This window comes from Clostridium sp. CCUG 7971 (genome assembly GCF_017590215.1).
Classification (GTDB): Bacteria; Bacillota; Clostridia; order Peptostreptococcales; family Peptostreptococcaceae; genus Faecalimicrobium.
Map to the genome: position 1 here is coordinate 1 of NZ_JAFFPK010000085.1, position 13,739 is coordinate 13,739.

The 13,739-nt window shown below is 27.4% G+C and carries 10 protein-coding genes and 1 riboswitch; of the genes, 7 read left to right on the plus strand and 3 right to left on the minus strand.

The genetic code is table 11. The features are described 5' to 3' along the window. Positions 1–39: 39 nt before the first annotated feature. Positions 40–861, minus strand: a complete 822-nt coding sequence (gene pdaA / locus JWF52_RS11785) for a delta-lactam-biosynthetic de-N-acetylase (protein WP_208333760.1) — start codon at positions 859–861, stop codon at positions 40–42. A 169-nt stretch (positions 862–1,030) separates the two neighbouring features. Here pdaA and JWF52_RS11790 point away from each other — a divergent pair, with 169 nt between their 5' ends. From JWF52_RS11790 to JWF52_RS11800, 3 genes are all read left to right on the plus strand, one after another. Beyond that, positions 1,031–4,084, plus strand: a complete 3,054-nt coding sequence (locus JWF52_RS11790; protein ID WP_208333761.1) for a helicase C-terminal domain-containing protein — start codon at positions 1,031–1,033, stop codon at positions 4,082–4,084. A gap of 344 nt (positions 4,085–4,428) precedes the next feature. Then, on the plus strand, positions 4,429–6,024 hold the full coding sequence (locus tag JWF52_RS11795) for an AbgT family transporter (RefSeq protein ID WP_208333762.1): 1,596 nt from the start codon (positions 4,429–4,431) through the stop codon (positions 6,022–6,024). 137 nt (positions 6,025–6,161) lie between these two features. After that, positions 6,162–7,115, plus strand: a complete 954-nt coding sequence (locus tag JWF52_RS11800; protein WP_208333763.1) for a calcium/sodium antiporter — start codon at positions 6,162–6,164, stop codon at positions 7,113–7,115. A 53-nt stretch (positions 7,116–7,168) separates the two neighbouring features. On the opposite strand, the gene nhaC is transcribed toward JWF52_RS11800, so the two are convergent. Then, the gene (gene nhaC, locus JWF52_RS11805; protein WP_208333764.1) at positions 7,169–8,599 is read right to left on the minus strand and encodes a Na+/H+ antiporter NhaC; all 1,431 of its coding nucleotides are present in this window, start codon (positions 8,597–8,599) and stop codon (positions 7,169–7,171) included. A 120-nt stretch (positions 8,600–8,719) separates the two neighbouring features. Continuing rightward, a riboswitch (Lysine riboswitch) is annotated at positions 8,720–8,894 on the minus strand. A gap of 166 nt (positions 8,895–9,060) precedes the next feature. Here nhaC and JWF52_RS11810 point away from each other — a divergent pair. Next, a complete protein-coding gene (locus tag JWF52_RS11810) occupies positions 9,061–9,666 on the plus strand; it encodes a ribonuclease H1 domain-containing protein (RefSeq protein ID WP_208333765.1) in 606 nt (201 codons plus the stop codon). Positions 9,667–9,712: 46 nt separating this feature from the next. On the opposite strand, the gene JWF52_RS19870 is transcribed toward JWF52_RS11810, so the two are convergent. Further along, a complete protein-coding gene (locus JWF52_RS19870; protein WP_208333766.1) occupies positions 9,713–11,512 on the minus strand; it encodes a peroxiredoxin in 1,800 nt (599 codons plus the stop codon). Between the two features lie 203 nt (positions 11,513–11,715). Between JWF52_RS19870 and JWF52_RS11820 the strand changes: the two genes are divergently transcribed. From JWF52_RS11820 to JWF52_RS11830, 3 genes are all read left to right on the plus strand, one after another. Further along, complete coding sequence (locus tag JWF52_RS11820; protein ID WP_208333767.1) at positions 11,716–12,000, plus strand: hypothetical protein; 285 nt, start codon at positions 11,716–11,718, stop codon at positions 11,998–12,000. Between the two features lie 165 nt (positions 12,001–12,165). Next, positions 12,166–12,936, plus strand: a complete 771-nt coding sequence (locus JWF52_RS11825) for a protein phosphatase 2C domain-containing protein (RefSeq protein WP_208333768.1) — start codon at positions 12,166–12,168, stop codon at positions 12,934–12,936. A 128-nt stretch (positions 12,937–13,064) separates the two neighbouring features. Then, on the plus strand, positions 13,065–13,739 hold a 675-nt coding region (locus tag JWF52_RS11830), incomplete at its 3' end, for a hypothetical protein (protein ID WP_353654927.1).

Consider the following 13,739-nt stretch of genomic DNA (forward strand, 5'->3'; position numbering starts at 1 on the left):
TTTTATATAAATTTTAATTATTTAATTTAAGCAAGGGTACTATTTTTTAGTTAAGTAGTCTAATGTTTTTAGCTTATACCCTTCTTGTTCCCAATGAGTTATTACTTCATCTAATATTTCTGTATTAGTTTTAGAATTAGGGTGAAGTAAAATTATTGCGCCTGGATGAGTTCTAGTATATATTTTATCTTTTGCAAATTCGTGTGATGGTTGTTTATCATTATACCAATCTACATATGCAAAACTCCAAAAGATTGAACTATATCCTAAATCTTGAGTATACTTTAAAGACTGTTCACTAAATTTACCCATTGGAGGTCTAAAATATTTAGGCATATCCTTTCCTGTAACTTCCTTGTAAGCTTCTTCTACACTTGTAATTTCAGTTTTAAACTTTTCAAAATCTGTAATTGAAGCCATAGAAGGATGAGACTTTGAATGGTTACAAACTAAATGGCCTTCTTTCTCCATTCTCTTTACTATCTCAGGATTATTCTTTATATAACTTTCTACTACAAAGAACTGAGCTTTAGCATTATGTTTTTTTAAAGTGTCAAGAATGCTTTCAGTATTACCATTTTCATATCCAGCATCAAAAGATAAATATAATACCTTTTCATCCGGATTACCTACATAATAAGAACTATACTTATTAAAGAAGCTAGCTTCTTTTATAGGTTCTGGTTGTTTTCCGTCATTTCTAGGATTGAAATACCAACTATACTCTTGTGTACTAAGAGAACCATTTGATATTTGAGTTTTAGTTTTATTTAGCATGTAAAAGTTAGTACCAACTAATCCTCCAAATACTAAAACAAAAAATCCTATTATGAAATAAGTCCTGTAATTTCTTTTATTCATAATATCACCTCTAGTAAGTTGTAAAATTTAAAATGATTATTAACTTAAATATAGTTTCTATAATAAAATTAAAATTATACATTTTAAATTACACTTTTACTTTTTGGGCAAAACTATCATATAATTATTAAGCATGTAAATATAATCGACAATCGAAAGGGTAAATTAAATGAAAGGAATAATAAGTAAATTATCTAAAACAATAACAAGTGTTTTAGATAATATTATATATTTAGATATAAAAATTAGTGGATTAAATCCAATAAATTCTGAAATAATAGAAATTTGTGCTGTAAAAATACAGAACAATGAAACCTATATATTGGACATATTAATAAAAGATAAAAAATACATTTCTCTGGAAATAAAAAACAAAATAATAAATTTTTTAGAAAATAAATTTATTATTATTCATGATTCACAACCTAAAAAGGAATTTATAAACACCTATTTGCCAGATATAAAAAATAATATTATAGATTCAATGGAATTAGCAGCAGTATTAGAACCATATCACAAAGAATATAGTTTAGAGTACTTAAAAAAACACATAACTACTTATGAAACTGATGAAAAATACAAATTATTAAATAATTGTTTTGATAATATAAATATTGTAAATTCATTACTTATAAGGCTTAAAGAAAATGAAAAATCTACATTAGAGCCATTAACATTTAAGATAAATTCATACTTAAATAGTCATAAATTAGATAAATGGGAGTGGAGTGATTTAATAGATAATGCAAATTATGACCAAAGCAATTTAATAGGTGTAGTTTATGAATACAAAGAAAATAAAATAGAAAAAAATGAAGAATCAAAAGAACGCTATATTATAAAACAAATTAATAAAAATAAGATGATTTATGAGGAATTATTAAAAGACGAAAATATATGGGCAAGTAAAGAAGGCTTTATGTATGAATATAGACCTGGACAATATGAACTTACAAAAACAATAAGAGAAACATTTAGAAAAAATGGAGGCAGTGCTAAAATAGCATGCATAGAAGCTCCAACTGGTATTGGAAAAAGTGTAGGTTATTTGGTAAGTGCTATTTTAGAAGCTAGATTTAGTAAAAAAAGAGTGATAATATCTACAGACACTAAAGAATTACAAATTCAATTAATAAATAAAGATATTCCTAATGTATTAAATTCGTTAGGCTTAAATAATAAAGTAAGCTATGGATATATAAAAGGTAAAAATAATTATATCTGTGTTGAAAAGCTAGAAAGTTATAAAAGAGAATATAGTGATAAAGAATTAACTAAAAATGATATACTTTCAATTATTTTATTAGAACGATTAACTGAGGAAGGTAAATATGGAGATATAGAAGAAATAAGTCACTTAATAATTCAACGCTTTAAAGAGTTAGAACTTCATTTAAGATATGTATGTTGTGACCCGAATTTATGTAGGCCTAAAAAGTGTTTTAAAAATTGTCTATATAAAAACAGAATTGAAGAATTAAAAGAAGAAGATATAACTGTAATAAACCATTCTCTTTTAGCGAAGTGGCCATATAAAGAAGAAAAGCCATTAGAAAATATAATAGTAGATGAAGGTCATAATTTAGTAGAAAAAGGTTATGAATTTTTCTCAAGTATTATAGATTATAAAATGTTAAATTATTTTTTTCAAGAAATATATCCTTATGAGAAGATAAAAAATAGCCCATTTATATATGATAATAAAAATAAACGCATAGGTAAGATAAAACCGTTTGATAAATTTTATCACCATGTTCATTTTGATAGAAATATAAAAGATAGAATAAGTAGAAGTATAAATTTAATAGTAGAAGAAATGAGCTCAATATTAACTTTTGGCATAAGTAGTAATTATAAAGATATAAGTAAATATAATTTAAAATGGGAGTTAAATTTACAAGAAAATGAAGTTGCTGGAAAAGTTAAAAATGAAAATAATTATATTGATATTAAATATAATCTATATAGCGATAAAATAAAGAATAGCTGTGAAAATATAATAAGAAATTTAGTTTCAATATTAGTGACAATAGATAGAAACTTAGATGAAGATAGTATAGACAAAGAAGCTGAAGTTTATAAGTTTGGTAAAGCTAGAATAAAGGAATTAGAAGAGATAAAAACTATATTTGATTTATTTATGGAATATAGTGAAGATGATGATTATGCAAGAATAGTAGATATAGATAAAAACTTTAAGAGTTTCGAGCTTAGAGTAGTACCTCTTAAACTAGCACAGTTATTTGAAGAAAATATATTATCACAAATAGATAGTGGTATATTTTTATCGGCCACTTTAAGTATAGAAAATAATATGAATTATTTTAAAAATACCTTAGGGATAAATAGAGTAGGCAATGTAGAAAAAATTATAGACCCGCTATATGATTATAAAAAAAGAATTTCAATAATAGGCATAAATGATATATGTACTTATCAGAATAAAGATTTTCCTAAAGAAATGAGTAAGATAATAGGAAATATATCTCAAATAACAGACGGTCATTTACTATCGCTATTTAACAGCAAAGATAGACAAGAAAGAACTTATGACATTTTAAAAGAGAATTTAGATAGTAAAAATATAGAAGTATATATGAATAAAAAGGGTATAAAGAACCTAAAAGATATAAATAAAAGATGTGTAGTTTTAGGTTCGAAAGGATGTTTTGAAGGAGTAGATGTTCCAGGCGATGGTCTAACATGCGTTACATTAGATAAAATACCTAATATAAATCCTAAAGATCCTTTGTATTCTACAATAATGAAAAAATATAATCAACCTTATTATAAAATAAATTATCCTCAAATGGCTATAAAAGTAAAACAAGCTATGGGACGTATTTTAAGGAGTAAGTATGATTATGGATGCTTTATAATATTTAATACAGGAACTAATATAAATACATTAAAAAGATTAGAAAAAGATTTACATGAATGCAATATATCAATTATGAATGAGAATAAAATATATAACTATATAAATCAGCATTTATATACATCTAGGAAGGATGTAATGAATTTAGCACTTAAAGAAATAATAAGATCACTAAATTATAATGAAAAAGTCAGTATGAAAAAAGTAGAAAAATATATGAATGATGAAATGAAAAATAGATCAATAAAAAGTAGAGTAATTCATGAAGATTCAGATGTTGATATTTTGAAAGTAAAGTACTTTAATCAAAACTATTTAATACATAAAGAAAAACTAAAAAAATAGTTTATAAAAATAGATTTATAAAAATGGATTTATATAAAAAATGCAATTATGATTTTTATATATTCAAAAAATAAAAGGATATAAAAAGAATAAAAAAATAATATAAATAAAAAATCTAGTTAAAGTATTGAATTAACTAGATTTTTTATTTATTAATTTAAGATATGATATAGAATTATGTATACAAAATATGACTTGTGAATGAAAAAATGAAAGTTAACTATGTATTTATTTAAATTTATAGAAAATTTGTATAATTGTATTGACAATGAAAAAAATGTTGATATAATAAATTACATATAAAAGAAAATTTTTACATAAGAATACATTTAGGGGGGAAACAAATGAGTAATACAGTAGCAAAAGAAAAAAAGAACTTATTTGGTAAATGTCTAGATGGTATTGAGATTGTAGGGAATAAACTTCCACATCCAATAGCATTATTTGGACTATTTTGTTTAGCAATCATGATTATATCTGCAATAGCAGCAGCAACAGGACTTTCAGTAGAAGGTGAATTAATAAATAGAACTACAAACACTCTAGAGAAGCAAACAATAACAGCAATAAGTTTACTTTCAAAAGAAGGCATAGCTTATATGTTAGAAAATGCTGTATCTAACTTTGTTAACTTTGCTCCACTTGGAATGGTTTTAGTTGGTATGTTAGGTATAGGTACTGCAGAAGGAAGTGGATATATATCAGCACTTCTTAAAAAGACAGTATCAGTAACACCTGCACAATTAGTTACACCAATGGTAGTATTTTTAGGAGTTATGTCAAACATAGCAAGTGATGCAGGATATGTTGTATTAGTTCCACTTGGAGCACTTATATTTATGTCATTTGGTAGACATCCACTTGCAGGTCTTGCAGCAGGGTTTGCTGGGGTATCTGGAGGATTTAGTGCAAACTTAATAGTTGGTACTATAGACCCAATGCTTGCGGGTATATCTACAGAAGCTGCAAGAATGATAGACCCTACATATACAGTTACAGCAACTTCAAATATGTTTTTCATGATGGTATCTACATTCTTAATAACATTTTTAGGATGGTTTATAACAGATAAAATAGTTGAACCAAGATTAGGTGCTTACAAAGGTGGCTCAAGTTTATCTAAAGAAGATGATGATTTAAGAAACTTAACTGATAAAGAAAATAAAGCATTAAAAGTTACTAATTTAGTTGTTTTACTAATGATAGCTGCTATAATAGTTATAACATTAGTGCCAAATTCATTACTTAGAAACTTAGAAGTTGAAAAAACTAATGGATTTGTAGCATCTATAATAGATCATTCTCCATTAATGAATGGATTCGTACCTTTAATGGCTATAATATTCTTCGTAGCAGCTATAGTTTATGGTAGAACTTCAGGCCAATTTAAAAATCATAGAGATGTATGTAGTGAAATGGGTAAAGCAATGAGTTCAATGGGTGGATATATAGCATTAGCATTTGTTATGGCACAATTTGTACAATACTTCGCGTATACTAACTTAGGTACAATACTTGCAATAGAAGGTGCAAACTTACTACAATCAATGAATATGAATAAGATAGTTCTTATGGTAGTATTTGTATTATTTGCAGGATTTATAAACTTATTTATGGGATCAGCTTCAGCTAAGTGGGCAATAATGGCTCCAGTATTTTTACCAATGTTTATGAAACTTGGAATATCTCCGGAATTAACACAGGTAGCATATAGAATAGGTGATTCGACTACAAATATAATATCACCACTTATGAGTTACTTTGCGATGATAGTTATATTTGCTCAAAAACATGATAAAAAAGCTGGTATAGGTACATTAATATCTACAATGATACCTTATACAATAATATTCCTAATAGGATGGATAATATTACTTGGAATATGGATGATGTTAGGAGTACCATTAGGACCAGGAGCATTATTACATTACCCAGCATAAAGCTAAATTAAGAATTTTAAGCACTTCTATCTAATAGAAGTGCTTTTTTATATATTATGATTACATTTTGAATAAGATAAGACATTTTAGAAAAAATATATAATAATTGTATTTAAATAAATTTAAGGAGAATTTATATGAGTTATATATTATTGCTAATAGGTTTTATACTTCTTATAAAAGGAGCGGATGCATTTGTATCAGGCTCATCTTCAATAGCTAAAATTTTTAATGTACCATCATTAATTATAGGGCTTACAATAGTGGCATTTGGCACAAGTGCACCAGAAGCAGCTGTAAGTATAACAGCAGCATTACAGGGAAATAATGATATGGCAATTGCAAACGTAGTTGGATCAAATATATTTAATCTATTATTTGTTGTAGGTATTGCATCTATAATAAATCCTATAAAAGTACAAAAAAGTACTATAATAAAAGAGTTTCCTTTTGCAATTTTAGCATCAATAGTATTAATGATATTAGCGCATGATACTAAGTTTCAAGGATATAATCAAAACTTATTAACTAGAGCAGACGGTTTAATGCTATTAGTATTGTTTTCTATATTTATGTATTACTTAATAGAAATGGCAATTACATCAAAAGAAGAAATGGAAATAGAACAGACAAGTCAACCAATGTCTATGAGTAAAAGTATAATAATGAGTATACTTGGTATTTTAGGGATAATTATAGGTGGTAACGTAGTTGTAAATTCAGCAAGTGATATAGCACTATCTTGGGGTATGAGCCAAAACTTAGTAGGTCTTACAATAGTAGCTATAGGAACATCACTTCCGGAATTTGTTACCAGCGTAATTGCGGCTAGAAAAGGTGAAAGTGATATAGCAATAGGTAATGTGGTTGGATCAAATATATTTAATATCTTATTTGTGTTAGGAATATCATCGACTATACATAACATACAAATACATCCAATAGTATTTATAGATATGTTAATTATGATAATTGTGACAGTATTAGGTTATATATTATCAGCAACTAAGAGAAAGGTTAATAAAGGAGAGGGTGCTTTATTATCATTAATGTATATAGCATATATGGCATTTATAATAATAAGACAATAAAAATTTAACTGAGTATAAAAAGAGCCTTGCTATAAACAACGCTCTTTTTGTACTTAACTTTCTATATTTAATTCAAGTTTTTCTTCTTCTGATAGTTTTGATATTGTTATACCAGTTGCGCCATAGAATAATGATATTAGAGGACAAAGTAAGTTTAAAAATGCAAAAGGTAAAAATGCAAAAGATCCAACTCCAAGAGTAGCAGACATATAAGCCCCACAAGTATTCCAAGGAATTAAAGGTGAAGTTATTGTAGCACTATCTTCTAACGCACGAGATAAATTCTTAGGAGATAATCCCTGCTTTATAAATGCCTCTTTGTACATACTTCCTGGTATTACTATAGCTAAATATTGATCTGCTACAGCTAAGTTAGTGCCTATACAAGTAAATATTGTTGCGGCGATTAATCCAAAAGTACCTTTAGCTACTTTTAATATAGCCTTTGCTAAAGCTTCAAGCATACCTGTTCTTTCTAATATACCTCCAGTAGTTAAAGCGCAAAGCATTAAAGATACAGTTCCTAACATACTATCAAGGCCACCACGACTAAGTAATTGATCAACAAAATCCATACCAGTAGTTGATACATATCCACCTTTAGCGACTAAAATTACATCAGCTATAGATGCACCTTGGAATATAACAGCTATAACCCCTCCTAGTAAGGCACCAAATATTAGTCCAGGAATTGCTGGAACTTTTAGTATAACTAATATTATAACTGATGCAGGGACTAAAAGTAAAAATGGTGATAACGTATTATAATTACCTAAAAGTGCATTTTGTATTTGTGCTATTTGAGTAGTATCTATTTGGCTGCCAGCATATTTCATACCTATTATAGCGTAAAGTATAAGAGATATAACTAAAGCTGGAACAGTAGTATATAGCATGTGCTTAACATGATCAAATAGATTAGTACCAGCCATAGCTGGAGCTAAGTTAGTTGTATCAGATAAAGGTGACATCTTATCTCCAAAGTAAGCACCAGAGATTATAGCACCTGCTATTATTTGAACAGGAATACCAAGCGCACTACCAATACCTAATAAAGCGATACCTATAGTACCAGCAGTAGTCCAAGAAGAACCTGTAGATATGGATACTATGGCACATATTAATGTTGTAGCTACTAAGAATATTCCTGGAGATAAAATGTTAAGTCCCCAATATATCATAGATGGAACTACACCAGATATAATCCAAGTTCCTATTAACATACCTACAATTAATAAAATAAGTATTGCTTGCATAGTTGTATTTATAGAAGCTAAAATTCCTTCTTCAAGTTCTTTCCAAGTATAACCAAGTTTAATAATTGCGACTGTTGCTGCAAATACTCCTCCTAATACTAAAGGTATATGTGCAGATATTTCATATTCTTTTAATACTACTAAACACGTCACTAACACTACAACTAAAAAACCTAAGCACAACAGCGAATCAAAAAGTGTTGCTTGTTTTTTTTCTCTTGTTTTCATAAAATCCTCCTGTAATGTATGTCGAATATAACGTCAAGGAGAAATTAGATATTAAAAAAAGTCCAGGATAAAAGAACTTATCCTAGACTTAAGCATTCAAAAAATGAATAGTATACTTAATCTAAAGATAGTACTCCACAATATAATTGTGACAGTGCCATATATATTATATATGACCCCAACATATAAGATTTAAAGCGTTACTTATATGTTTCGGCACAGTTACCTTTTATTTTGCTTCTTCGTGCTTACCTCCACAAAACTACTTATTAACGATGCGACCTCTACCATTAGTTATATCCGATATTTAATTTGATAAATGAATTATATCATATATTTTTTTATTTTTAAAGTTAAAAAAGAAAAAAGTAGCATATTATCAAAATTTAGATAACTAAATAAAACTTTTAAATTCAATGTGTTTAGGTTAGAATATAGTATGTAAAACATGCAAGGGAGTGATGAGATTGAGCAAGAAGAAATTTTATGCGGTAAGAAAAGGAAAAAAGACTGGAATATTTAATACTTGGAATGAATGTAAGATGCAAGTAGATGGATATTCTGGAGCAGAGTATAAAAGTTTTACTACAATTGATGAAGCAAAAGAATTTATAGAAGGTAATAAAGCTACAATTTCAAAAAATCCCCAAAATAGTATAGAAGCCTATGTAGATGGAAGCTATGAACATTCTCTTAGAGCATATGGATCAGGTATAGTTATGATAAAAGATAACATAGTACAAAAAACTTATAGTGTAAAAGGGGAAGATGAATCTCTTGTGAGTATGAGAAACGTAGCAGGGGAGATAGAAGCTTCTAAAATTGCTATGGGATATTGTATAAGTAATAATATAGAAAATTTAACACTTTATTTTGATTATGAAGGCATTGAAAAGTGGTGCATAGGAGCATGGAAAACCAATAAAGAAGGTACTATAGAATATAAAAAGTTTTATGATTCAATAAAAGATAAGTTAAATGTTAAGTTTGTTAAGGTTAAAGCACACTCTGGTGATAAATATAATGAAGAAGCTGATAAATTAGCAAAAGCTGCAATAGGAATATAAAAAGTCTTGTAATTAATTACAAGACTTTTTATTTATTAAAATATATTTATTTTCTTAAAGTTCCATATACATTTTTTAGTTCTGATTGAACTTTTACTGGATCATGTATGCTTTGATACATAGCATTTGCTAATATATTTGCCTGATCATAAGTCGATGTCCATGAGAAAATTCCACCTAAGCAATTTTCAAGTACGTATTGAGCTTTTAAAAATATTGATAGTGCATCATCATAAGACATTGCAAATTCACCATTTCTAACAAGGTATGGAACTTGAGCTTGTTTATCAAATCTAAATTCATACCCATTTTTATTTATATAATCTCTTCTTAAGTCATCATAAGATCTTGTTATAGTTGCACCTAATCTTCCATAGAAAGGAATTCCAAGAAGAATTTTCTCAGAAGGCATTCCAGAAGATTCAAGATTTCTAACCATAGTATCTACGCTATACCCAGGAAGAGAAAGAGGTGAATCATAAAGATTAGCTTGATGCTTCATTGCATTTGATCCTGTTTCACCAGCAGTAAAGTCATAGCTCATAAGGTTAAAGTAGTCAATTATAGGTGCTATTGCACCTATATCAGCACTTTTAGTTATATATTCCGTAGTACCAGTACCAGCTACACTTAGCCAGGTATCTTCTCCTAAAACATCTCTTAATGCAGTAAGTAAAAGTGTAAAGTTTTCTTTATCTTCAGGTCTAGATTTTATTCCACCAGCGCTAGTGCCAGGATATTCCCAGTCTATATCTATACCATCTAATCCATATTGATTTACTAGTTTTTGAGCTTCCCTTGCAAAGTTATATCTAGAAGCAGGTGTTAAAGCTGCATCAGAAAATCCATCAGCTCCCCAACCACCAATAGCGGCTATTACTTGTAAGCTAGGTTTCTCTGCTTTTAATTGTACTAATTGATTTAAAAATCTTGGAGTAGGAACAAATAAAGTTCCATCTGGATTTATTTCAACGAATGCGTAAATAACAGCATCTAAAAGTTGAGGGTCAACATTAGTAGGGTTTCCAAGAACATACTCCATAACTATAGGAGTTACATCTGGACAAAATGATATATCAACTGGTTGGAAATTTATATCTGTTATAGGCGGTCTAGTATTATTTTTTGAACAAGCCCCTAATTTCGGTTTTTTATTTGGATAGTTAGGTATATAATTTACTCCTTCGTAATTATCAACACTACTATTGCTATCTGGAATGAAACATAGATACCAATCTATACAAGAGTAGTTTTTATCACAATTGGAAACTTTATTTTTAAGTTCTTTATATGTTTTAGGATAAGGTAAAATTACGGGCATTCCAGGGAACCAGTTTGCAGGAGTAACAACATTATCTCTATCGCTAGTTTGTAAAGCTTCTATAATTCTAAGTATTTCAGGTATATTTCTTCCAGTTGTTAAAGGATAGTAAAGTATAGTCCTTAGAACTTGTTTATCATCTATAATAAATACAGATCGAATAGTTGATGTATTACTCATTTGTTCAGAAATCATACCATATAATTTAGCAACTCTCATATCTCTATCTTCAATAATAGGGAATGGGATCTCAACACCTGTTAGTTGAAAAATATTATAAATCCAAGCTAAATGAGAGCTATTACTATCAACGCTAAGTCCAATTAATTCAGTATTTCTTTTTTGAAATTCAGGGTAGTACTTAGCAAAGCATAAAAATTCAGTAGTACAGACTGGTGTAAAATCACCAGGATGTGAAAATAATACGACCCATTTACCTGAGTAGTCAGATAATTTAATAGGTCCCGACGTTGTATTAGCCTTGAAATCAGGAGCTTTTGATCCTAAACTTGGCAGACTTGGCATTTAAATCACCCCTCAATTTAATAAAATAGTAACCTATTCTTATTGTATTTATAAATCATGTCTATTGTTACATTGAATAAGATTAACATTTTAATGACAAAACTAACAAAAAATAACAATAATAATTGATATTTTTCGTTAGTTTTGGTATAGTTAAATATAATATTAAATGTAGGGATTTGTTACTATATGGGGTGATAAAGTTGAAAAAAGTCCTAAGAATATTTATTATGTCAGCCGTTACCTGTTTTTCTTTAACATTTGCTTTAATTATAATAAATGCAGTTATGAGGATATTTATTGGTATAGACATATACTTTATGTTATTTGTTGGAATGACTATAGCATCAACTATTGGGTTGGTTTTGTATAATTCTAAGAAAATATTTTCTAAGAAAAAAAAGGTGCGAAAAAATAGAGGCTCTCATAAAGTTGTAAGGCAAACTAGTAAACATACTAGTGAAGTTAGAAAGAGAAAAATATCATAAAACGTATAACATCAAGTTTAGTATAAAGTATAAAACACAGTAATCACTGTGTTTTTTTGCTTATTAAAATATTAAATTTATAATAAATATAATGATATGACGTTATAATCTATAAATAATTATAATACAAAGTAAATAGAAGTATTTATATGGAGGTATTATGATATGAAATATAATTTATTTGAAGCTGATGTAGTTGGATATAAAAATATAAAAAAGGGTAAAGGATCTCAAGACTATCTTGATTATAAAATAGTAGATGACTCTATTATTTGTACAGTAGCAGATGGTCATAGCACAGATTTTTTTGAATATAGTAGTGATGGATCAAGACTAGCTTGTATTTCATCAATTGATATTTTAGAGATGTTTATAGGAAAATCATTGGATGAAGTTAAACATGAATTAGAAAAAGGTAATATACAAAGATTAATTTATGATAAATGGATGGATTTAGTAAATGAACATTATAAAAATATAAATGCTATAGTATTTAAAACAGAATATATAAAATATTCTACAACATTAGTGAGTGCCTTAATAACAAATGATTTTAGGTTATATTTAAAGATAGGCGATGGAAATATAGTTGTAAAAAATAAAGATTCTTATAAAAAAGTTTTAGAAACAAAAAATAAAGAAATTGTGGACTCTCTAGGAAGATTTGAAGCATACAAAAACTTTATTTATTACATAGAAAAAAATGATGAAAGTAATAAATTAGATTCTGTAATTTTGTTTACTGATGGATATGAAAATAGTTTTATGAACGAAAAGGTGCTATTTCAAAGCTTAGAAAAAACAATTAACCAATATAATAAAAGTGTTTTTTCTAGATGGATGCTATATAAAAATTATAAATGGGATTTAAGCAAGCTAAGTAAAGCTATATCAAAGGATGACATTAGTATAATATACATTTTTACAAAGAAATAAAATGCTATAATTTGTCGAATGAGATAAATGTCTAGTAATGGAATATATGGTTAATAATGTATATATATGATATAATTAAACAAAGTTGGAAGAATAAATAAATTACTAAAGTTAAGGAAGGAACAAGAATGAATTTTAAGGAATTGTTTGATAAATGTGTAGATTTTATAGATAGCAAAAGAAAATCTATAATTACCGTTTCATTATCAATACTAGGACTTATATTATTAATGATAGTGTTTTTTATAAGTAGTGAAGAATTAAGTATAGGCAAAGAGTCTGATGCATTATTAAAAAGTATAGAAAATAGAAAATACGAGTATGCAAGTCAATACTACAATAACACACTAAAAAAAGAATTTTCTGAAAGTAAAATGAGAAGATTCAATAAGTCAGTTTCCAAAAAGATAGATAAATTACTTCTTACTAATGGAGATAAGTATGTAAATGGACAGATAACTAAAGAACAGTACTTAGCATTAATAAATACAATAAATTCTCTAAATGGAATTGAATTAAATATTGAAAGAATTATAGAACAAGCCAAAAGGGTTAGTGAAATGTATCAAGAGGAAAATATAGATTATGATACAGCCATGTCATATATCAGTATATCATCTACTTTAAAGGCTATTGTAAACGAATTAGATGTATATAAACAGACAATAAAAGAATTATATGAATCTAGACAGTTATACAAAACAGCAACAGAACATCAAGAAAAGAAAAAATATTATGAAGCTATAAGTGAATATGACAAAATTTTAGAAGAAGATAAAAAATATTATGATTTAGCACAAAAA